Origin of the sequence: Herbidospora solisilvae, from assembly GCF_009901565.1 — a bacterium.
GTDB classification, from domain to species: Bacteria; Actinomycetota; Actinomycetes; order Streptosporangiales; family Streptosporangiaceae; genus Herbidospora; species Herbidospora solisilvae.
The window spans coordinates 520,403-541,464 of the sequence record NZ_WXEW01000004.1; the positions used below are offsets into that span (position 1 = coordinate 520,403).

The window sequence follows — 21,062 nt, forward strand, 5'->3', positions numbered from 1 at the left end:
AACCCCGAACAGCTCCTAGGGGGCCAGTGCCGCCGTGACGTAGTAGGCCACCCCGTAGGGCGCGCCCGAGTAGAGCGACGTGAAGGGCCAAGCGGGCAGGGTCTGGAAGGCCGCACGTCCCGCCGCCCACATCTCGGCCGCCTCGCCGGGGTCGAGCTCGACGGTGCGGCCCCCGGCGAGGGCCGCCTCTAGCCGTTCGGAGTAGGCCGCCGCGCCGGGGTGCAGGTAGCCGGGCGACTTCTCGGTCAGCCGGGCCGAGCCGTCGCCCATGACGAGCAGCGCCACCCGCGGGGCCAGCGCCGCCACGCGTTCGCCGACGGCGCGGCAGCCGTCGGGAGGGGTGTCGTGGCGGAGGGATTCGAGGTGGAGCGGCACTTCGGAGGCGGACGACAACCACCGCCCGATCGTGAGCGACAGCGGCAGGACCGGTGTCCCGCTCCCCACGGTCACGTCGCCGCCCCACGGCCGCAGCGTCCCGGCGGCGGACGGCGGATGGACCCGCCCGTCATCGGCGCCGCCGACGATCGCCAGGAGGTCGGGAGAGGCGGAGTGGAGCACCGCCACGGCCTCGGCGCAGGCGGCCCGCAGGTCGTCGAGCTCGGCCGCCGCCCCTCCCGCCAGGGAGGGAACGATCAGCGGTGGATTCGGGCACACGGCGGCGGCGACGAGCACCGCCTCAGCGTATCCACCGCTGATCCGTCCTTCGTCCCCCGAATCGGCCTAGTAGCCGCCGATCGGCTCGCCGGGCTCGACCGCGCCCGCGTCGCCGCCGCGGTCGATCGCGTCGGGGTCGTCCTGCGCCGACTGGGTCGGCCTCGTCGCCGGCTTCTTGGTGGGCTGGGTCGCGGGCTTGTCCTGGCCGCTGTTGCCTCCGCTGCCCTGCTCCTCCCGGGCCGGCGCGTCGCCGGAGGCCACGCCGGTGTCCACCTGGGTGTCGTCCTGGACGTCCTCCTGCACGGCGGGCGCCTGGCCGTCGTCGGCCACGGCCTCCTCCTGCGGCGACTCCGCCTCAGTGGTCTCCACCACGTCGGCGTCGGCCGCCGGGGGCGCGGCCGAGGTCGCCGCGGGGGCGGGGGCCGGAGAGGTCGAGCCGCTGTTGAGGGCGACGCCGATGCCGGCGCCGCCGACGACCGCCACCAGCACGCCGGCGACGATCGCGATCGTCCTGGTGTTGCCGCCTGATCGTGCGCGGCCCGGCGGAGGCGCCTTTCGCGCGGATCGGTTCATGAGGGTGACTCCATGCTGCTTGGTTGAGGGTGCCCAGCAGCCTAACGAGAAACCCGAAATCCAGGCTCATAAATGCCGATATAGGCACAAATCAGCGGTATCCGAAGTCCTGCGTCCACCATGGCCCGTCGACGCCCTGCTTCAGGCCGACCCCGATGGCCTCCAGGTCGCAGTTGACGATGTTGGCCCGGTGGCCGGGGCTGTCGAGCCATGCCTGCACGACCTGCCGGGGGGTGGTCTGACCTCGGGCGATGTTCTCGGCGGCGGGGTAGTCGTAACCCGCCGCCTCGATGCGGTCCCACGGCGAGCGGCCGTCGAGGGAGTCGTGGCTGAAGTAGTCGCGGGCGGCCATGTCGGCCGAGTGGAGGCGGGCCGCCCGGCGGAGCCGTTCGTCGATGCGCAGCGGCTCGCACCCCTCGGCCCGGCGGGCCACGTTGGTCAGCCGGGCCACCTCGTCTTCGGCGGTCTTCAGCGCGTTCGCCGGAGCCGTGGCGGCGACCGGAGCGGCCCCGGCGCGTTCCCTGGTCGTCTTGCGGGCGGGCCTGTTGGTCTTCACCCGGACCGTGGGCTTCTGCTTCGGCGGCTTCGGGGTGGCCTCCGGGCTCGGCACCGTGTAGGAGTCGACCGGCACGGGAGGCTCGCTGGCCATGTCGAACGCCCCGGTCTGCCCGCTCCCGCAGGCGGTCAGGAGCGCGGGCACCAGAAAAAGCCAGCCACGCTGCCGGAACGAGGGCATCCGGGACCTTCCTGTGTCACTCAGCGAACGGGTGACACACTAATCCCAGTAACGATTTCGGCGCTCGCGAATCACGAAAGAATCACGACATCTCGCCTCGTGTCGCAGCAGGCGACAAACCCCTACTTTCCGTTACGGCTCCGCCTACCCCGGCCCCGGCCGCCGACCCCGGCCCGCGCCGCGTCCGGCGCCGACCGGCCGCTCCCGGCGCGGCGCGCGACGGCTAGGAGACCTCGCATCCCGAGACGACCGGCAGCGGCGCCGGCCGCCCGATCGTCGGCATGCCGAGGCTGACCCCCTTGGCGGCGGGACGTCCCTGCCGGGCCTCCCACGCGTCGCCCGAGCGGGTGCGGCGGACGCCGACGACCTTGTCGGCCACCAGGTGGTGGGGGGCGGCGTAGGTCACCTCGGCGGTGACGACGTCGCCGGGGCGGGCATCGGCCCAGGCCACGTGGACCAGCCGGTTGTCAGGCGCGCGGCCCGACAGGCGCCGGGTGGCGTCGTCTTTCCGGCCCTCGCCCTCGGCGATCAGGACCTCGACGACCCGCCCGGTCTGCTTCCTGTTCTCGGCCCAGGCGATCTCCTCCTGGACCTCGATGAGCCGGTCGTAGCGCTCGCGGACGACCTCCTTCGGCACCTGGTCGGGCATGGTCGCGGCCGGGGTGCCGGGGCGGATCGAGTACTGGAAGGTGAAGGCGTTGGCGAACCGCGACTCGCGCACCACGTCGAGCGTGGCCTGGAAGTCGTCTTCGGTCTCGCCGGGGAAGCCGACGATGATGTCGGTCGAGATGGCGGCGTCGGGCATCGCGGCGCGGACCCGGGAGATGATCCCGAGGTACTTCTCGGCCCGGTAGGAGCGGCGCATCGCCTTCAGCACCCGGTCGGACCCCGACTGGAGCGGCATGTGGAGCTGGTGCATCACGTTGGGGGTCTCGGCCATGGCCGCGATCACGTCGTCGGTGAAGGCGGCGGGGTGGGGCGAGGTGAACCTGACCCGCTCCAGGCCCTCGACGTCGCCGCAGGCGCGCAGCAGCTTGCCGAAGGCGAGCCGGTCGCCGAACTCGACGCCGTAGGTGTTCACGTTCTGCCCGAGGAGGGTGACCTCCATGACGCCCTGGTCGACCAGGGCCCGGATCTCGCCCAGGATGTCGCCGGGGCGGCGGTCCTTCTCCTTGCCGCGCAGAGCGGGCACGATGCAGAAGGTGCAGGTGTTGTTGCAGCCCACCGAGATGGCGACCCACGCGGCGTAGGCCGACTCGCGCTTGGTCGGGAGGGTCGACGGGAAGACCGACAACGACTCCTCCAGCTCGACCTGCGACTCCTGCGCGATGCGGGCGCGTTCGAGGAGGACCGGCAGGGAGCCGATGTTGTGGGTGCCGAAGACCACGTCGACCCACGGCGCGCGGCGCACGATCTCGCCCTGGTCCTTCTGGGCCAGGCAGCCGCCGACGGCGATCTGCATGCCCTCGCGGGCGGCCTTGACCGGGCGCAGGTGGCCGAGGTTGCCGTAGAGGCGGTTGTCGGCGTTCTCGCGCACGGCGCAGGTGTTGAACACGACCACGTCGGGGGTCTCGCCCTCGGGCGCGCGTACGTAGCCGGCGTCTTCGAGCAGGCCGGAGAGGCGCTCGGAGTCGTGGACGTTCATCTGGCACCCGTAGGTCCGTACTTCGTACGTGCGGGTGCTCTCCTCTGTCGCAGTCATCTCAATCCACAAGCGTAGGCGCTTCCGCGAGCCCGCTGAGCCCGGGACAATGTCCCGGTTGTCCGGGCATCGCCGTCTATATCCTGACGTGCGATGACAACACGATGGGCCGTGGGCGTGACCGGGCTCGCGGCCGGGGCCGTGGCGCTCGTCCTCGGGCTGGTCAACGGGCTCGGCGTGGTCGCGCTCAGCCATCTGCTGTACGCGGCGGCCGCCGTCCTGATCGGCACGATCATCGCCGTCTACCAGCCCGGGAACGCGGTGGGCACGCTCCTGCTGACCGCCGGGCTCTCGTTCACGGCCCTCGACTTCTTCGGGCTGCTCGCGCTCTGGCGGCCGGAGTTGTCGCTGCTGGCCTGGCCGCAGAACTTCCTGTGGGTGCCGGCCAACCTCGCGATGGCCGCGATCCCCTACTGCTTCCCCGACCGGCCGCTCCCCGCGCCCAGGTTCGTCGTCCCGGCCGTGGCGCTGGCCGCGCTGCCCTGCGCGTTCGCGCCGGGCGCCAACCAGCAGCTCGGCTACGGCGTCGCGCTGTCCAACCCCTTCGGCGTCGAGGCCCTGAGGGGCGTCACGGCGTTCATGGAGCCCGCGATCACCGTGGCCGCGGCCCTGCTGTTCCTGGCAGGCGCCGCCGACCTCGCCCGCAGGGCCCGCCGGATCGAGCGGGCCCAGGTCCAGTGGCTCGTGTACGCCGTCTCGATCGCCGGTGTGGTCGTCGTGCTGCGGCTGGCCGCCGGCCTGACCGACGACCTGCCCGGCACGGTGTGGCCGCTCGACAGCGGCCTCTGGGAGATCGCCGGGACGGCCGCGATCACGCTCGTGCTGGCCGCCATCGGCATCGCGATCGTGCGGCACGGCCTGTTCGACATCGAGCTGGTCATCAACCGCACGCTCGTCTACGCCGTCCTCACCGCGTTCGTGACCGGCGGCTACATCGCCGTCGTCGGCTATCTCGGCGCCGTCTTCCAGAGCCGGGGCCTGCCGCTCTCCGTCGCCGCCGCGGCGGTCGTCGCCCTCGTCTTCGCCCCGCTCCGGGCCCGCGTCCAGCGCGGCGTCAACGTGCTCATGTACGGCCGCCGCGACGACCCGTACGCCGCCCTCGCCCACCTGGGCCGCAGCCTGGAGGCCCGGCCGGACGCCCGCGCCGCGGCCGAGTCGGTGGCCGAGGCGCTGAAACTGCCCCACGCGGCGGTCGAGCCCCCCGGCCACGCCGGAGATCCCGGGCTGGTGCGCCTGCCGCTGACGTACAAGAACGAGCTCGTCGGCCACCTGGCCCTCGCGCCGCGCCCCGGGCAGAAGGGGTTCGGCGCCCGCGACCTGCGGCTGCTGCGCGACCTGGCCCGGCAGATGGGCTCGGTCGTGCACGCCGAACGGCTGGCCGCCGACCTGCGCGCCTCGCGCGAGCGCCTGGTGGTGGCCCGGGAGGAGGAGCGGCGGCGGCTCAGGAGGGACCTGCACGACGGGCTCGGGCCGACGCTGGCCGCGCTGACGATGCGGGCCGAAGCGGTGCAGGACCTGGTCGACGACCCCAGAGCGCAGGACCTGCTGGAGGAGATGATCGGCGCGGCCCAGGCGGCCACCGCCGACGTGCGGGCCCTCATCGACGGGCTGCGCCCGCCCGCCCTCGACACCCTCGGCCTCCTCGGCGCGCTCCGGGCGCATGTCGCCGGATTGCCCGGCGAGCCGCGCGTAGGTCTCGATCTGCCTGTCGACCTGCCCGAACTGTCGGCCGCCACCGAGGTGGCGGCATACCATATCGCTGTCGAGGCGATCAACAACGCCCGCCGCCACTCAGGCGCGGACACCGTCACGCTCCGGCTCGTGCCCTGGAAGAACCTGCTGGTCGAAGTCGTCGACGACGGCCGCGGGGCTACAGGGCCACCGGGCATCGGCCTTACTTCTCTGCGCGAAAGGGCCGTCGAACTGGGCGGCTCCTTCGTGGTCATCACTGCGCGGGGCACCACCGTCCGCGCGCAGCTGCCGATGGGAGCCTGAATGGACCAGATCCGCGTCCTGCTCGTCGACGACCACCCCGCCTTCCGGGCGGGCCTGTCGGCGCTGCTCAAGCCGGTCCGCGAAATCATGATCGCCGACGAGGCGTCCACCGGCGAGCAGGCCCTGGCGCTGGTAGGCGGGGTGCAGCCCGACGTGGTGCTGATGGACCTCGCCATGCCCGGCATGGGCGGGGTGGCCGCGACCGAGCGGCTGGTGCGCGACCACCCGCACATCCGGGTGCTGGTGCTGAGCATGGCCGACGACGACGACTCGGTCTTCGCCGCCCTCCGGGCCGGGGCCCGGGGATACGTGCTGAAGGGGGCCAGGAAGGCCGAGCTGGTGCGGTCGATCGTGGCGGTGCACGGCGGCGAGGCGATCTTCGGCCCGGCCATCGCGTCCCGGCTGACCGGCTACTTCACCGGTCTGGCGCGGCGCGAGCAGGGCTTCCCCGAGCTGACCGCCCGGGAGCGGGAGATCCTCGTCCTGATGTCCAGCCATCTGACCAATCCGGTGATCGCCGAACGGCTCGGGCTGAGCGGCAAGACGGTCCGCAACCACGTGTCGAGCATCTTCGCCAAGCTGCGCGTCGCCGACCGCGCCGAGGCGATCATGCGGGCTCGCGCGTCGGGGTTCTGAGCAGCTCGCGGGCTGTCCACCCGAGCGCCGCCAGCTCCAGCAGCGCCCCGATCGACTGGACGGCGGGCGAGGAGCCCGCCACGACGAACGGCACCGCGATGCCGGCGACCACCGCCACCGGCACCCACCACGGGGCCGCCTTCTTCACGGCGAGGCCGACGAGCAGGACCAGCGTGCCGACGTGGGTGAGGAAGCCGGGGAACAACATGCCGAACAGGAAGCCCGGCAGCTCGTTCGCGACCGCGGTGACCCGCACGGCCGTCTCGGCGGGCACGGTCTGGGCCAGCGCCAGGTCGTAGAAGTCGGTGGTGAACAGGGTGCACGCCGCCGCCGTGCCGAACAGGCCCAGCGTCAGGCCCGTGTTGGCCAGGCCCCTGGACCTGGGGTAGAGCAGCGCGGCCAGGCCGAAGAACGCGGGGATCATCGCGAGGGTGGCGTACAGGAACAGCAGGCCGCTGACCTGCACCTGGCCGGGCATGGCGGCGAAGACGGCGGGGTCGTGCTCCTCGCCGGGCGGCGAGGTGAGGAAGGCGGCGAACAGCAGGACGGGCCAGGCGACGAGCGCGCCCGCGGCGACAGTGCGCCGATAGTTATCGGTCATGCCCTCAGCCAACCGACGACCTGCCCCGAATCTCATGAGTCAGACTCGGGAAAAATGTCCCAACCAGCCGGGATGACCAGGACAGTCGTGATGTGATCGGTATAACTCCGCTGCTGACTTGGAGATATAGCCCCCTTTACGTTGACTCCCATGACAGAAGCCGTCGGATCGACTTCTCTCGTCAGACTTGAGAACGTCAACAAGCACTTCGGCACCCTGCACGTGCTGAAGGACATCGACCTCGACATCGCGCGGGGTGAGGTCGTGGTCGCCATCGGCCCCTCGGGGGCCGGCAAGTCGACCCTCTGCCGGGTGATCAACCGGCTGGAGACCATCGACTCGGGCACCATCACCTTCGACGGCAAGAGCCTGGCGGTCGAGGGCCGCGCGCTGGCCCAGCTGCGCTCCGAGGTCGGCATGGTGTTCCAGTCGTTCAACCTCTTCGCCCACAAGACGATCCTCGAGAACGTCACGCTCGGGCCGATCAGGGTCCGCAAGATCCCGCGTGACCAGGCCGAGAAGCGCGGCATGGAGCTCCTGGAGCGGGTCGGCATCGCCTCGCAGGCGCAGAAGTACCCCGCCCAGCTCTCCGGCGGCCAGCAGCAGCGTGTGGCGATCGCCCGCGCCCTGGCCATGGACCCGAAGATGATCCTCTTCGACGAGCCCACCTCCGCGCTCGACCCCGAGATGGTCCAGGAGGTGCTCGACGTCATGATCGCGCTGGCCAGAGACGGCATGACCATGCTCGTCGTGACCCACGAGATGGGCTTCGCCCGCCGGGCCGCCAACCGGGTGGTCTTCATGGCCGACGGCGCCGTCGTCGAGCAGAACACCCCCGACGAGTTCTTCACGAATCCGGGCACCGACCGTGCCCGCGATTTCCTCAGCAAGATCCTCACACACTGAAGGTGGCTGTCATGCGTGTCCGTCGAATTGGTGCCCTCCTGATGACCGCCGCCGCGCTGGCGGCGTCCTTGACCGCGTGCAGCGGTGGCGACGACAAGTTCGTCATCGGCGTGAAGTTCGACCAGCCCGGCCTGGGCCTGAAGCAGACCGACGGTTCGGTGAAGGGTTTCGACGTCGACGTCGCCGCCTACATCGCCAAGGAGCTTGGCTACACCCCTGAGCAGATCGAGTGGAAGGAGACCGTGTCGGCCAACCGCGAGCCCTTCATCCAGCAGGGCCAGGTCGACATGGTGGTGGCGACCTACTCGATCACCGACAAGCGCAAGGAGGTCATCTCCTTCGCCGGTCCCTACCTGGTCACCGGCCAGGACATCCTGACCCGCGCCGACGACACCTCGATCACCGGCCAGGACAGTCTGCAGACCAAGAAGGTCTGCGGCGCCCAGGGCTCCAGCTCCCCGGCCCGCCTGGTCGAGAAGTTCGGCGAGGAGTGGAAGGCGCAGTACCTGACCGAGCAGCAGGGCTACGGCGCCTGCCTGCCGCTGCTGGAGCAGGGCCAGGTCGACGCGATCTCCACCGACGCCACCATCCTGGCCGGCTTCGCCGCCCAGAGCCCCGGCAAGTTCCGCCTCGTCGGGCAGGTCTTCTCCGAGGAGAAGTACGGCGTCGGCCTCAAGAAGGACGACAAGGAGACCCGCGACAAGGTCAACGCGGCCATCGAGAAGATGTTCTCCGACGGCTCGTGGAAGAAGGCCGTCGACACGAACTTCGGCGAGTTCGCCCCCAACTTCGCGACCCCGCCCGCCGTGGAGAAGTACTGATCTGACCGGCTCCCGGCCCTCCCCTCGGGGAGGGCCGTTTCTCATGGGGAGGTGGGGGCGTGGGCGCCCTCGTCGAAGAGTTCCCGGTCATCCTGGGCGCGTTCTGGCTGACCATACGGCTCACGCTGGCCAGCGCCGCGGCGGCGCTGGTGCTGGGCACCGTCCTGGCCGCCATGCGGGTCAGCCCGTTCGGCGTGCTGCGCGGGGTGGCCACGGTGTACGTCAACACGCTGCGGAACACGCCGCTGACCCTGGTGATCGTGTTCTGCGGGCTCGGCCTCGGGCTGGTGCTCGACGTGTCGTTCTCCGAGTCGTTGTCTGTCAACTACCTCTGGTTGTCGATCATCGGGCTGTCGGCGTACACGGCCGCGTTCGTCTGTGAGGCGATCAGGTCGGGCATCAACACCGTGCCCGTCGGCCAGGCCGAGGCGGCGCGGGCGCTCGGGCTGACGTTCACCCAGAACCTGCGCTTCATCGTGCTGCCCCAGGCGTTCCGGGCGATCATCGCGCCGCTCGGCAGCCTGCTGATCGCGCTGACGAAGAACACCACGGTCGCCGCCGCGATCGGCGTGGCCGAGGCGTCGCTGACGATGAAGTCGCTGTTCGAACGGCACCAGGACTCGGTGGTCGCGATCTTCTTCGGGTTCGCGCTGGCCTTCCTCGTGCTCACCCTCCCCACCGGCCTGTTCTTCGGCTGGCTGTCCCGACGGCTGAAGGTGGTCCGATGAGCACCGTCCTGTACGACACCCCCGGCCCGCGCGGCATCCTGCGCAACCGGATCCTGACCTTCGTCTTCGCCGCCGCCCTGCTGGCCGGGCTCTACTTCGCCTACCTGAAGTTCGACGAGAAGGGCCAGTTCGACGCGGCCCTGTGGGAGCCGTTCCTCCAGGGCGACGTGTGGGTGAACCTGATCATCCCGGGCCTGCTCAACACGCTGTCGGCCGCCGCCGTGGCGGCGCTGATCGCGGTGCCGTTCGGGTTCGTGTTCGGCATCGCCCGGTTGTCGGAGCACAGGTGGATCAGGGTGCCCGCCGGGGCGGTCGTGGAGTTCTTCCGCGCCATCCCGCTGCTCATCATGATCTTCTTCGCCCAGTACGGCGGCTCGGCCGTGCTCGGGCTCACCGTGACCTCGTTCACGGCCGTCGTGTTCGGGCTGGTGCTCTACAACGGGTCGGTGCTGGCGGAGATCGTGCGGGCCGGGATCCAGTCGCTGCCGCGCGGCCAGACCGAGGCCGCGCTGGCCGTCGGGCTGCGCAAGGGGCAGGTCATGCGGCTGATCCTGCTGCCGCAGGCGGTGACCGCGATGATGCCGGCCATCGTCAGCCAGCTCATCGTGCTGCTCAAGGACACCGCGCTCGGGTTCATCGTGGCGTTCGAGGACCTGCTGAACGCGGGCGCCCGCATCCTGCCCGCGAACTTCCGCAACCTGATCCCGGCGGTCATCGTCGTCGCGATCATCTACATCATCATCAACGTCCTGGTCGGACTGCTCGCCAACTGGCTGGAACGCCGCTCCCGCCGCAGCCGCAAGACCACGATCAAGCCCGTCGAGGCCCCCCAGTCGGTCGGCGTTGGGTAGGCCTTTACGTGTCGGTTCGCCGAGATCGGCGATCAAGATCTCATCCTGATCCCGTGTGGCGCGTCGTCTCCGCGGGTATCGCGGCCCTCTCGATGGCGGCCGGGCTCACGGGTTGTTCGGGCACCGGCCTTCTGATCGGCGTCCGGGCGGGCCAGCCCGGCCTGGCCGAGATGCTGCCCGGCGGCGGCTGGTCCGGTTTCGACATCGCCGTGGCCCGTTACGTGGCCCGGCATCTCGGCTACCGCAGCGACCAGATCCGGTACACCACCGATCTCGACTCGGCCGACCTGGTGATGGGGCCCGCGCGGGAGCCGTACGTCGGCCCCTACCTGGTCGCGGCCAAGGACATCCTGGTCCGGGCCCGCGACCGCGACCGGTCGCTCAAGGAGCTGGCCGGAGGGCTGGTGTGCGGCACCCGGGCCGACACCCTCGGCCTGGCCGGCCGGTTCGGCGCCGAGTGGCGGGCCGCCCACCTGGCCGAGGCCAACGTGCCCGCGGCGTGCGGGCCGCTGCTGGCCGACCGGCGCACCGACGCCATCATCGCCGACGCGCCCGTGCTGGCCGGCCTGTCGGCCCAGTATCCCGGCCGGTTCCGGCTGGTCGGACGCCCCCTTGCGCAGGAACGCTACGGCATCGGCCTGTCGGAGCGGACCGAGTCGTGGCGCGACGAGATCGAGGACGCGCTGCGCCGGATGTACGACGACGGTTCGTGGCACCGGGCCGTCATCGACTACCTGGGCGAGCTCGCCACCCAATACGAGATGCCGCCGGCCCTGGAAAAGCGCTAACCGCACGACATCTCCAGCCGGGTTCGGGCAGGATGCCGTCCATGCTCCCCGAGCGCACGCCGTTGCCGTACGCCGCCCGCATATCCACCGCCGACGTGGCCCGGTCGGGCCTCAACCTCGGCTTCCCGACCGTGATCGGCGACGAGGTGTGGTGGGAGGAGGACCGGCCCGCCCAGAACGGCCGCCGGACCGTCGTCCACCGCGCCGCCGACGGGCGGCGGCGCGAGATCCTGCCCGCGCCCTGGGACGCGCGGACGCGGGTGCACGAATACGGCGGACGGTCCCACCTCGTCATCCCCGAACTCGGGGTCGTCTTCGCCGAACACTCCGACCAGCGGCTCTACCTGATCTCCGACGGAACGCCGCGCGCCATCACCGACGAGGGCGACTGCCGCTACGCCGACCTCTCCTGGGCGCACGGGCGGATCTTCGGCGTACAGGAACGCCACCACGACGACGGGAAGGTGGAACGCGCCGTCGTGGCCGTCTCGCTCGACGGGTCGGTCTCGGTCCTCGCCTCGGGGGCCGACTTCTACGCCTCCCCCACGGTCTCCCCCGACGGGGAGCACGTCGCCTACATCTGCTGGAACCACCCGCGCATGCCGTGGGTGGGCACCGAGTTGCGCGTCACCCGCATCGACGACGGCTCGTCGTGGACGGTCAAGGGCGGGCAGACCGAGTCGGTGCTCGCGCCCGCGTGGAAGGACGACCGCAACCTCTACCTGGTGTCCGACTGGTCGGGCTGGTGGAACATCTACCAGATCGGCATGTTCGGCACCTCGCCCCGCGCGCTCTACCCCGCCGAGGAGGAGTTCGCCGGCCCGCTGTGGCAACTCGGCGGACGGCCCTACGTGCCCCTCGGCCACGACCGGCTGGCGGTCCTGCACGGGCAGGGCAACCTGCGGCTGGGCGTGCTCGACGTCGAGTCGGGCGTGCTGACCGACCTCGACGTGCCCTACGACGGCTTCTACCCGGAACTGTCGGCCGACGGCCGCATGCTGGTCGGCCTCGGCTACGGCTGGGACGTGCCGCGCTCGGTCGTCCGCGTCGACACGGTGACCGGCCGGGTCGAGGGCCTGCGCCGGGACATCGCCGAACTCCCCGACGTCGCCTACCTGCCCCGTCCGGCGGAGGTGATGATCGACCACCGGGTGCCCGCCTACCTCTACGCCCCCCTCGACGCGACCGGCCCGTGCCCCTTCGTGGTCTTCGCCCACGGCGGCCCCACCGCCCACGTGACGACCGAGCTCAGCCTGGCCCGCGCCTTCTTCACCACCCGCGGCATCGGCGTGCTCGACGTCAACTACGGGGGGTCGACCGGCTACGGGCGCGCCTACCGCGAGAAGCTGCGCGGCCAGTGGGGCGTGGTCGACGTCGACGACGTGATCGCCGCCGCGGAATGGCTGGCCTTCTCGGGCCACGCCGACCCCGATCGCATCGCGATCCGCGGCGGCAGCGCCGGAGGGTGGACGGTCCTGGCGGCCTGCGCGGCCTCCGGCGTCTTCGCGGGCGGCGTGTCGATCGCCGGCGTCACCTCGCTGGGCCCCCTCCGCGAGGCGACCCACGACTTCGAGTCCCAGTACGCCGACTGGCTCGGCGGCCCCGACGGGTCACGCCGCGAACCGCTGGCGCGGGTCGGCGAGATCGACTGCCCGCTCCTGCTGCTGCAGGGACAGAACGACCCGGTGGTGCCGCCGTCACAGGCCGAGACCTTCGTCGCGGCGCTCACCGCGCGCGGCGTCGCGTGCACCTACCTGGCCTTCGAGGGCGAGGCCCACGGGTTCCGCCGCATCGAGACCAAGACCGCCGCCCTCGCCGCGGAGCTCTCGTTCTACCTGCAGATATTCGGCTGAGCCGAGGATCAGCTCCAGCGGTCGCGCACGACCTCGCAGGCCGCGATGATCCGGTCGACGTCGTCGTCGCCGAGCCCCGCGTGCAGCGACAACCTGACCAGCGCACGGTCGCGGGGCGTGGCGGGCGGCGCGAACACCGAGCCGAACACGCCGTGCTCCTCCAGCAGCTCGCGGACCTCGATGGTGGCCCGTTCCGTCCCCGTCTGGAGCGCCACGATGTGGCTCGCCGAACCCTCCAGGTCGAAGCCGAGCGCCGCGACCTCGTCGCGCACCCACTCCGACACCTGGTGGAGCCGGTCGCGCCGCCACTCGTCGGTCCGCACGGCCTCCAGCGTCGCCGCCAGGCCCGCCACGTCGTGCGACAACAACGCCGAGGAGAACACGGCCGGGAAGGACTCCAGCCGGAAGTAGGGCACGAAGGCCGGGTCGGTGGTGGTGACGAACCCGGCCCGCCCGGCGAAGGCCTTGGAGAGACTGGCGATCCGGAAGTGGACACGGTCGGCCAGGCCCAGCTCGACGACCATCCCGGCGCCCAGCGGACCGGTCGTGCCGAGCGAGTGCGACTCGTCGACCACGAGCACGCAGCCCGTCTCCTCGGCCAGGTCGCACATCTCCGGCAGGGGGCAGTGGCTGCCGTTCGTGCTGTAGAGGGCCTCGACCGCGACGATCCCGGGGCCGTGCCGGTCGATCCGCGACCGCAGGTGGTCGAGGTCGTTGTGCCGGAACACACGCAGCGGCGCGCCCGCCAGCCGCGCCCCGGCGGCGAGGGACATGTGGGCGATCTGGTCGACGTACACGGGGGTGTGCGCGTCGGCGATCGCCTGCAGGAGGCCCAGGTTCGCGTCCCATCCCGACTGGCAGAGCACCCCGGCGGGCGCGTGCATGTGGGCGGCCAGATCCCGTTCCAGGACGAGCTGGGCGTGGCCGCCTTGGACGTACCCGTCGGCCAGGCTGTCGGCGATGCGTTTGACGACCCGGTCGTCACCGGCCAGGGCCAGGTAGTCGTTGCTGTTGACCAGGACGTCGTCCGCCTCCGGCGCCCGTCCGAAGAGGAGCTCCCGGCCACCCCACTCCCCGGCCACCCTGACCTCGTGGAACCGTTCGACCCGGGCCCGGACACGAGCGGCGGCGGGCTGGGAAGACGTGGTCATCGCACCAAGCTTTCTCTGAGCCGGAAAGTGATCTTTCAACAACACAGAGTGATACAACGCGCCGGGTATCGAATGCCACCCGGGACGGGTCAAGATCGCCCCAGCAAGCACGGAAGGCCCGCCTGGCAGGCGGGCCCTCACGGCCGGGCGTCAGCGCGCGGCGGCCTTGACGATCAGCGAGGTCACCGTGTCCGGGTGGCTCATCATCGGCACGTGCGAGCTGTTGATCTCGACGATGACACCCTTGGCCCGCTTGGCCATCGCCCGCTCCGCCACCGTCGGGATGATGTTGTCCTGCTTGGCGACCACGAAGTAGCTCGGAATCGTCTTCCAGGCCGCCGGCCCCGACGCGGTCACCAGCGCCCCCAGCGCACCCGGCCGCTGCGTCGCCGCCATCACCGCGGTGACGCCGCGGGGCAGGTCCTGGGCGAACAGCCGGTGGAAGTGCGCCGGGTCGATGTAGGCGTCCTGGTCGCCGCCCTGCGCGCCGGGGAAGGGCTTGACCTTCAGATGGTTGGTGACCTCGGTCTCGCCTCCGGCCAGGTGGTTCGCGTCGGACACGCTCTCGCCCTCGTCGAGCGCGTAGGCGGCGACGTACACCAGCGACTTCACGTTCGGGTTGCCGGTGGCGGCGTTGGAGATGACGGCCCCGCCGTAGGAGTGCCCGACGAGGACGACCGGCCCCTCGATCGTCGACAGGAACAGGCGCAGGTACTCCCCGTCGGCCACCGGCCCCCGCAGCGGGTTGGAGAAGGCGATCACCGGATAGCCCTTGGCGATCAGCCGCCCGGCCACGTCGTTCCAGCCACTGGAGTCGGCGAAGGCCCCGTGGACCAGCACGATCGTGGGCTTCGGTTTGGGCGTGACGACGGCCTGCGCGGGGGCGGCGAAGGTCAGGCCGGCCAAGAGGAAGGCGGCCATGAGCGATTTCAACAAGCGGGACATCATGCTCCTTGGGTCGTGATGACCCGCTCATCGTCAGCCGGACTACGGGGACGGCGAATCAGGTGGTCTTCGTAGTCTTTGTACGAAATCTGCGGAGCCCGCCACGCGCCCCCTTCACTCGGCCACGGTCACTCGGGTGGATGGGTGGGCGGAGCCGTAACGAAAGAAGAGCCCTCTCACCAGCGACGACGCACACCATGAGCGGCCGGGGACCACGACGGCGAGCAGCTCTTGCGGAGCGGAACCAGCACGAAGCCACGAACCGAGGCCCTAAGTTCGCCTGAGCCCATGTCCAGCGGCTCAGGTCTCCCACTTCACGAACTGAGACCCTCGCGCTCAGCCGGGCTGAGTACCTCGCCGACTGAGGACTTCCGGATTCGCCGGGCCGATGACTCGCATGTTCTACCTCACCGGCTCAGCCGGGGTCGACGCCCCAACGGTTCCGCATTACGGATGCCTTCAGCTCCGTCTGGCGGGCGCCGCACCGGGTCGGAAACTGAAACCTTCAGTCGGCGCGCACTCAGCCGCCGGTCGCCCCTCGGGTCAGCGGGCGAACTCGGTCGCCCTCGACTCCCTGACCACCGTGATGCGGATCTGGCCCGGGTAGGTCAGTTCCTCCTCGACCTGCTTGGCCACGTCGCGGGCGATGACCTGGGCCTGGATGTCGTCGACGTTGTCGGGGCGGACCATCACGCGGATCTCGCGGCCCGCCTGCATGGCGAAGACCTTCTCCACGCCCTCGTGGGCCTGGGCGATCTCCTCCAGCCGCTCCAGGCGCTTCACGTAGGCCTCCAGGCTCTCCCGCCGCGCCCCTGGGCGGCTGCCGCTGATCGCGTCGGCGGCCTGGGTGAGAACCGCTTCGACGGTGCGCACCTCGACCTCGTTGTGGTGCGCCTCGATGGCGTGGACGACGTCGTCGTGCTCGCCGTAGCGGCGCGCGATCTCGGCTCCGATGAGGGCGTGGCTGCCCTCGACCTCGTGGGTGAGGGCCTTGCCGATGTCGTGGAGCAGCGCGCAGCGCTTGACGAGGTCGCGGTCGAGGCGCAGCTCGGAGGCCATGATGCCGGCGATGTGGGCCGACTCGATGAGGTGCTTGAGCACGTTCTGGCCGTAGGAGGTGCGGTAGCGCAACTGCCCGAGGAGGGTGATCAGCTCGGGGTGCATCTCGGTGATGCCGAGTTCGACGAGGGCGTCCTCACCGGCGCGTACACACAGGTCCCGGACCTCCGCGCGGCTGCGCTCGTAGGCCTCTTCGATGCGCTGCGGGTGGATGCGCCCGTCGAGGACCAGCTTCTCGAGCGTCAGCCGGGCGGTCTCGCGGCGCACCGGATCGAAACACGACAGCAGCACCGCCTCGGGCGTGTCATCGATGATCAGGTTCACCCCGGTCGTCGACTCGAAGGCCCGGATGTTGCGGCCCTCGCGCCCGATGATGCGCCCCTTCATCTCGTCACCGGGCAGGTGCAGCACGCTGACGACCGACTCGGCCGTCTGCTCCGTCGCGACCCGCTGCACCGCCAGCGTCACGATCTTGCAGGCCCGCTTCTCGCCCTCCTTGCGGGCGTCGCTCTCGATCTCGCGGACGATCAGCGCCGCCTCGCGCTTCGCCTGGTTCTCGATCTCCTTGACGAGCTCGCCCTTGGCCTGGTCGGCGGTCAGCCCCGCCAGCCGTTCGAGGATCTCCCGCCGCTGCTCCCCCAGCTTGTCGAGCTCGGCCCGCCGATCGGCCAGCTCGGTCTCGGTCTCGGCCAGCCTCCCGGCCCGCTCGATGTGCGCGCGCCCCTCTTCGTCGAGCCGCCGCTCCCGCTCCGCCAGCCGGCTCTCCCGCCGTTCGAGGTCGGCCCGCAGCTCCTTGAGCTCGTTCTTCAGGACGCGCGCCTCCTCCTCGACCTCCCGCCGCATCAGCGCCGCCCCCTCGACGAGCGCCTCGGACCTCCGGATGATCTCCCCGGCGTCGTTCTCGGCCTTGTCGCGGATCTCCGCCGCCTCTTCGCGCGCCCTCTCCAGCTCCTTCTCCCGGAGGCTCTCGCTGAGCTCCGAGCGGATCTGGTCAAGCTGCTCCTGACTCGGACCGAGCTCTTTCGGGGCGGTACGCCGGAGCAAAATGATCAGGAGGGCCGCAATCGCCGCGAAGGCAAGCAGCAGCACCGCCACTGCCAGCACGATCACGATCGTCATGTCCACGCGCACCCACCCCTTCTAGCGTCAAGCCGACAAGGGGTCACCAGCACAGCACGAAGAGACCTGGTGGCACCACCAGGGCATATATTCGTACCCCGAAACGATCGGGGCCGTGGTTCACCGTTATGGCAATCCGCGCTGCGCGGAGTAACTCCTCACTGCGGTCGAGGTTAAGCGTCATTCGGGTAACGAGCAAGCAAAGACGCGGCAGGTGGCGAGTTTTTCTCGATCATCATTTCCCGGTTTCCGGACGAGCCGGACGGGGCACCCGATGACGGAACGGGTTTGATCCATTTCGGTACGTCATGAGCGATGCGCCTTGGATGCCGCGAAGACGGCGGTATGACGAGGGCCTAGACGGGGCCAGGAAATGCGATCAGGATCATTTCAGCACGGGGGCGGTCATACTCGGCGTCAAGACACGCGGGGACCGGATGCGCCCAGACACCCCGAACGGGACGAGCTGACTGCGCTCGGCCGCGAGGCACCATGGCTCCCAACGCCAGACCCGGTCACAGGGGCTCACCACAGGGGCCGACGGCAAGAACGGACCGCGGGAACCGACCGTCCGCCTCCCAGCCACCCTCGCCAGCGATCTGATCGAGGACGACCAAGCAGAAAGGCCGATGACTGCCCGAACAGATGAAACAACCACAACAATCGACCATCCGCTTCCCTACGGCGCGTACCAGCGGTCTGGTCGAGCGCAGCAACAGGGCGGAACAGCCGACCGGCTGGCCGAACAGACCAAACCCGATAGAACTAGCCGCAGGAACCGACCGCGGAGAGCGCGTAAAGGGCACAGGAGCCAGAGGCATAGCGAACGGATTGGGCGGCCGGTTCGCCAGGGCGCGGAGACCACGCCGGGCCCGCACCGAGACCTCACGGAGAATCCAGGTAACCGCCCTCGTCGGACGCCTCCTCCCCCTCGGCTTCCAGTGCCTCCCTGACGATCCGGAACGCCAGCCCCGCCGGATAGCCCTTCCGCGCGAGCATGCCGACCAGCTTGCGCGTCCGGGCGCGTGGATCGGCGCCCCTGGTCGAGCCCAGCTTCCGGGCGACGAGCCGCCGGGCCGTCTCGACCTCCTCGTCGGGATCGAGTTGCTCGACGGCCTCCTTGACCATCTCCTCCTCGACCCCGCGATGCCGCAGCTCCTGCGCCAGCGCGCGGCGCGCGAGCCCTCGCCCGTGGTGGCGCGAGCTCACCCACATGGCGGCGAACGCCTGGTCGTCGATCAGCCCGACCTCGGAGAACCGTTCGAGAACCCGGTCGGCCACCTCGGCAGGGATCTCCCGCTTCAGCAAGGCCTCGGCGAGCTGGGCCCGTGTCCGAGGGGCGAGGGTCAGCAGCCGTAGACAGATCCCGCGCGCCCGCGCTTCAGGATCGGAACTCTGCTCCTCGGAGAACGGCCCCCGCCGCTTCGACCGACCCCGGGAACCGCCGTCACCGAAGCCGCCTCCTCCGCCATCAACACTGGAGCCACCGGAACCAAAAGCGCCGCCACCACCGGAGTCGCCATCGCCGAAACCACCGCCGACGCCACCACCGGAGTCACCGCCACCAAAACCCCTGCGAACGCCGCCACGAGAGCCGCGGCCACCGAAACCGTCGGCAACGCCGCCGCCGACTCCGTTGCTCCCGAAGAGCCCATCGCCTTCGACAGAGTCGCCGCCGTTGAAGTCGTCACGGCGTGGGGCACGCCGGCCTCCTCTGCCGGTCTTGGACCGGCGCCCACGTCGGCCACGCCCGGAGGGTTCCTCATCCGGCAGGCCACCCCAGTCAAGTGGATTGGGGTGATCTTCCGAGATCGCGCGGGAATCCGAAGAGCCCGCCACGCCATCGCGCCCTTCACCACCGGGGAACGGATCCGCATGATGCGGCCCACCCGATTGGCCTACTTCCCTGGAAGACGCGCGCGACGACTCTCCCCGTTGCTCCTCGTCACCGGGCAGGCCACCGACACGGCGCTCCCGACTGCGGCCAGAAACCTCAGCCCTGGAGTCGCCGGACACTGATCCGCCGCCCTCAGGCGATCGGCCGAATCCCCCACGCTCTTGTTCTTGGTCATCCGGAGACTCGCGGCGGCCGGAAACCGAGGCACTCCGCCCGTTCTCATCGGAAGCCGAGTCGTCGGGCCCATCCCCGGCCGGATCGTCGCCGAACGCGCCACCCGGCCGTACCCTGCCGTCTCCCTGTACCGTCTCCAGGCCGGTCTCCGACCACGCCGAGCCGTCTGGCCCATCCCCGGCCGGATCGTCGCCGAACGCGCCGCCCGGCCGCACCCCGCCATCGCGGCGCACCCTCTCCAGGCCGGTCTCCGACCATGCTGAGCCGTCAGGCTCATCCACGGTCGGATCGTCGCCGAACGCGCCGCCCGGCCATGACCCGCCGTCTCCCCGTACCGCCTCCAGGTCGATCTCCGACCACGCCGAACCACCCGACGTCCACTCGGAGCGCGAATCCGGGAAGCCCCAGCCCGCCGGCTCGGACTCGCGCTCGTCGGACCATCGGTCGTCGTCATACGGCCACCCGGGGCGGCCCCAGGCGCCCCGGTCGTCGTCCCAGGAGTCGGAAGGTCGCACCGGATCGGTCAGACGTCACCCGGCTTGGGGGTGGCCGACGCCTTCGAGCCTCGGCCGGTCGGGGCCGGGGCGGCGACGGGGACCGCGGGGGTCTCGGGAGCGGCGTCGAGGCGGGGGCCGACGCCGAGCTTCTCCTTGATCTTCTTCTCGATCTCGTTGGCGATGTCGGGGTGGTTCTTCAGGAAGTTGCGGGCGTTCTCCTTGCCCTGGCCGAGCTGGTCGCCCTCGTAGGTGTACCAGGCGCCGGCCTTGCGGACGAAGCCGTGCTCCACGCCCATGTCGATCAGGCCGCCCTCGCGGCTGATGCCGAAGCCATAGAGGATGTCGAAGTCGGCCGTGCGGAAAGGCGGCGCCATCTTGTTCTTGACGACCTTCACGCGGGTGCGGTTGCCGACCGGCTCGGTGCCGTCCTTCAGGGTCTCGATGCGGCGGACGTCGAGGCGGACCGACGCGTAGAACTTCAGCGCCTTACCGCCGGTCGTGGTCTCGGGCGAGCCGAACATGACGCCGATCTTCTCGCGGAGTTGGTTGATGAAGATGGCGGTGGTGCCGGTGTTGTTGAGGGCGCCGGCGACCTTGCGGAGGGCCTGGGACATCAGGCGGGCCTGGAGACCCACGTGGCTGTCGCCCATCTCGCCCTCGATTTCGGCCTTGGGCACCAGGGCCGCCACCGAGTCGATGACGATGATGTCGATCGCGCCGGAGCGGATCAGCATGTCGGCGATCTCCAGGGCCTGCTCACCCGTGTCGGGCTGGGAGACCAGGAGGGCGTCGACGTCGACGCCGAGCTTCTTGGCGTATTCGGGGTCGAGGGCGTGCTCCGCGTCGATGAACGCGGCGATGCCGCCCTGGCGCTGGGCGTTGGCCACGGCGTGGAGGGCGACGGTGGTCTTACCGGAGGACTCGGGGCCGTAGACCTCGACGATCCGGCCGCGGGGGAAGCCGCCGATGCCCAGGGCGACGTCGAGGGCGATCGCGCCGGTCGGGATGACCTCGACGGGGGCGCGCGCGTCTTCGCCGAGGCGCATGACGGAGCCCTTGCCGAACTGCCGCTCGATCTGGGCGAGGGCGGTCTCGAGGGCCTTGTCGCGGTCGTTCACTGCCATTGGGGTGCCCCCTGTGAGGGTCGTGGGTTGTTCCGGTCAACGGAACGCTATGGGGTGCCACTGACATTTTCTGGAGACGCTGCCTCCAGGGCGGCAGCACAAATATAGCCGAACGGCTGTTCGATCACACCTCGAACGGGCCATCGGTTCAGGAAAGGGAACCCATCCGGAAGGTCACATTCCCGGGCATTGTGATCAGGGTGTTGCCATGCCGTTGACCTGCGGCGATCCTGGAGGAGACGGGCGAATCAG

The 21,062-nt window shown here is 70.5% G+C and carries 19 protein-coding genes; 8 read left to right on the forward strand and 11 right to left on the reverse strand.

Translation table 11 applies throughout. The annotated features are described in order from the left end of the window. Positions 1 to 15 precede the first annotated feature (15 nt). From GT755_RS15800 to miaB, 4 genes are all read right to left on the reverse strand, one after another. Positions 16 to 672, reverse strand: coding sequence for a class III extradiol ring-cleavage dioxygenase family protein (locus tag GT755_RS15800; RefSeq protein ID WP_161480453.1), 657 nt, complete (start codon positions 670 to 672; stop codon positions 16 to 18). A 48-nt stretch (positions 673 to 720) separates the two neighbouring features. Next, the gene (locus GT755_RS15805; RefSeq protein ID WP_161480454.1) at positions 721 to 1,227 is read right to left on the reverse strand and encodes a hypothetical protein; all 507 of its coding nucleotides are present in this window, start codon (positions 1,225 to 1,227) and stop codon (positions 721 to 723) included. 91 nt (positions 1,228 to 1,318) lie between these two features. Then, entirely contained in the window at positions 1,319 to 1,927 is a 609-nt protein-coding gene (locus GT755_RS15810; RefSeq protein ID WP_161480455.1) for a CAP domain-containing protein, read from the reverse strand. Between the two features lie 259 nt (positions 1,928 to 2,186). Then, positions 2,187 to 3,665, reverse strand: a complete 1,479-nt coding sequence (gene miaB / locus GT755_RS15815) for a tRNA (N6-isopentenyl adenosine(37)-C2)-methylthiotransferase MiaB (RefSeq protein WP_161480456.1) — start codon at positions 3,663 to 3,665, stop codon at positions 2,187 to 2,189. Between the two features lie 93 nt (positions 3,666 to 3,758). Here miaB and GT755_RS15820 point away from each other — a divergent pair, with 93 nt between their 5' ends. Continuing rightward, a complete protein-coding gene (locus GT755_RS15820) occupies positions 3,759 to 5,660 on the forward strand; it encodes a sensor histidine kinase (RefSeq protein ID WP_161480457.1) in 1,902 nt (633 codons plus the stop codon). Next, positions 5,661 to 6,296 (forward strand): response regulator transcription factor, encoded by a 636-nt coding sequence (locus tag GT755_RS15825; protein ID WP_161480458.1) that lies wholly within the window; start codon positions 5,661 to 5,663, stop codon positions 6,294 to 6,296. Here GT755_RS15825 and GT755_RS15830 read toward each other — a convergent pair. Further along, the gene (locus tag GT755_RS15830) at positions 6,268 to 6,897 is read right to left on the reverse strand and encodes a hypothetical protein (protein WP_161480459.1); all 630 of its coding nucleotides are present in this window, start codon (positions 6,895 to 6,897) and stop codon (positions 6,268 to 6,270) included. The genes GT755_RS15825 and GT755_RS15830 overlap by 29 nt on opposite strands. 150 nt (positions 6,898 to 7,047) lie before the next feature. Here GT755_RS15830 and GT755_RS15835 point away from each other — a divergent pair, with 150 nt between their 5' ends. The 6 genes from GT755_RS15835 to GT755_RS15860 are packed head-to-tail and all read left to right on the forward strand — an operon-like array spanning position 7,048 to position 12,844. Then, positions 7,048 to 7,803 carry an amino acid ABC transporter ATP-binding protein gene (locus GT755_RS15835; protein ID WP_161480460.1) on the forward strand — a complete coding sequence of 252 codons (756 nt, stop codon included), beginning with the start codon at positions 7,048 to 7,050 and terminating at the stop codon, positions 7,801 to 7,803. Positions 7,804 to 7,814: 11 nt separating this feature from the next. After that, a complete protein-coding gene (locus tag GT755_RS15840) occupies positions 7,815 to 8,624 on the forward strand; it encodes a glutamate ABC transporter substrate-binding protein (RefSeq protein ID WP_161480461.1) in 810 nt (269 codons plus the stop codon). 59 nt (positions 8,625 to 8,683) lie between these two features. Next, complete coding sequence (locus GT755_RS15845) at positions 8,684 to 9,352, forward strand: amino acid ABC transporter permease (RefSeq protein WP_161480462.1); 669 nt, start codon at positions 8,684 to 8,686, stop codon at positions 9,350 to 9,352. Next, positions 9,349 to 10,203, forward strand: coding sequence for an amino acid ABC transporter permease (locus tag GT755_RS15850; RefSeq protein ID WP_161480463.1), 855 nt, complete (start codon positions 9,349 to 9,351; stop codon positions 10,201 to 10,203). The genes GT755_RS15845 and GT755_RS15850 overlap by 4 nt, the downstream gene beginning before the upstream one ends. Positions 10,204 to 10,256: 53 nt before the next feature. Then, positions 10,257 to 10,991: a type 2 periplasmic-binding domain-containing protein gene (locus tag GT755_RS15855; protein WP_161480464.1), complete on the forward strand. Its 735-nt coding sequence runs from the start codon at positions 10,257 to 10,259 to the stop codon at positions 10,989 to 10,991. A 41-nt stretch (positions 10,992 to 11,032) separates the two neighbouring features. Beyond that, positions 11,033 to 12,844, forward strand: coding sequence for a S9 family peptidase (locus GT755_RS15860; protein WP_161480465.1), 1,812 nt, complete (start codon positions 11,033 to 11,035; stop codon positions 12,842 to 12,844). 8 nt (positions 12,845 to 12,852) lie between these two features. On the opposite strand, the gene cqsA is transcribed toward GT755_RS15860, so the two are convergent. The 6 genes from cqsA to recA all read right to left on the reverse strand — a co-directional run bounded on the left by cqsA (position 12,853) and on the right by recA (position 20,810). Next, positions 12,853 to 13,995, reverse strand: coding sequence for an alpha-hydroxyketone-type quorum-sensing autoinducer synthase (gene cqsA, locus GT755_RS15865; protein ID WP_161480466.1), 1,143 nt, complete (start codon positions 13,993 to 13,995; stop codon positions 12,853 to 12,855). A gap of 150 nt (positions 13,996 to 14,145) precedes the next feature. Further along, complete coding sequence (locus GT755_RS15870; RefSeq protein ID WP_235966698.1) at positions 14,146 to 14,931, reverse strand: alpha/beta fold hydrolase; 786 nt, start codon at positions 14,929 to 14,931, stop codon at positions 14,146 to 14,148. Between the two features lie 552 nt (positions 14,932 to 15,483). Then, complete coding sequence (rny, locus tag GT755_RS15875) at positions 15,484 to 17,118, reverse strand: ribonuclease Y (RefSeq protein ID WP_161480468.1); 1,635 nt, start codon at positions 17,116 to 17,118, stop codon at positions 15,484 to 15,486. A gap of 885 nt (positions 17,119 to 18,003) precedes the next feature. After that, complete coding sequence (locus GT755_RS39570) at positions 18,004 to 18,483, reverse strand: regulatory protein RecX (protein ID WP_407929412.1); 480 nt, start codon at positions 18,481 to 18,483, stop codon at positions 18,004 to 18,006. Next, entirely contained in the window at positions 18,465 to 18,821 is a 357-nt protein-coding gene (locus tag GT755_RS39575) for a hypothetical protein (RefSeq protein ID WP_235966817.1), read from the reverse strand. Before GT755_RS39575 ends, GT755_RS39570 begins: the two co-directional genes overlap by 19 nt. A gap of 891 nt (positions 18,822 to 19,712) precedes the next feature. Next, complete coding sequence (gene recA, locus GT755_RS15885; RefSeq protein WP_161480469.1) at positions 19,713 to 20,810, reverse strand: recombinase RecA; 1,098 nt, start codon at positions 20,808 to 20,810, stop codon at positions 19,713 to 19,715. Positions 20,811 to 21,062 lie beyond the last annotated feature (252 nt).

Bases quoted from the DNA above. Each gene is read 5' to 3' on its own strand.
- GT755_RS15805 (WP_161480454.1), bottom strand. From the start codon at position 1,227: ATGAACCGATCCGCGCGAAAGGCGCCTCCGCCGGGCCGCGCACGATCA.
- miaB (WP_161480456.1), bottom strand. From the start codon at position 3,665: ATGACTGCGACAGAGGAGAGCACCCGCACGTACGAAGTACGGACCTAC.
- GT755_RS15820 (WP_161480457.1), top strand. From the start codon at position 3,759: ATGACAACACGATGGGCCGTGGGCGTGACCGGGCTCGCGGCCGGGGCC.
- GT755_RS15825 (WP_161480458.1), top strand. From the start codon at position 5,661: ATGGACCAGATCCGCGTCCTGCTCGTCGACGACCACCCCGCCTTCCGG.
- GT755_RS15830 (WP_161480459.1), bottom strand. From the start codon at position 6,897: ATGACCGATAACTATCGGCGCACTGTCGCCGCGGGCGCGCTCGTCGCC.
- GT755_RS15835 (WP_161480460.1), top strand. From the start codon at position 7,048: ATGACAGAAGCCGTCGGATCGACTTCTCTCGTCAGACTTGAGAACGTC.
- GT755_RS15840 (WP_161480461.1), top strand. From the start codon at position 7,815: ATGCGTGTCCGTCGAATTGGTGCCCTCCTGATGACCGCCGCCGCGCTG.
- GT755_RS15850 (WP_161480463.1), top strand. From the start codon at position 9,349: ATGAGCACCGTCCTGTACGACACCCCCGGCCCGCGCGGCATCCTGCGC.
- GT755_RS15860 (WP_161480465.1), top strand. From the start codon at position 11,033: ATGCTCCCCGAGCGCACGCCGTTGCCGTACGCCGCCCGCATATCCACC.
- cqsA (WP_161480466.1), bottom strand. From the start codon at position 13,995: ATGACCACGTCTTCCCAGCCCGCCGCCGCTCGTGTCCGGGCCCGGGTC.
- rny (WP_161480468.1), bottom strand. From the start codon at position 17,118: ATGACGATCGTGATCGTGCTGGCAGTGGCGGTGCTGCTGCTTGCCTTC.
- recA (WP_161480469.1), bottom strand. From the start codon at position 20,810: ATGGCAGTGAACGACCGCGACAAGGCCCTCGAGACCGCCCTCGCCCAG.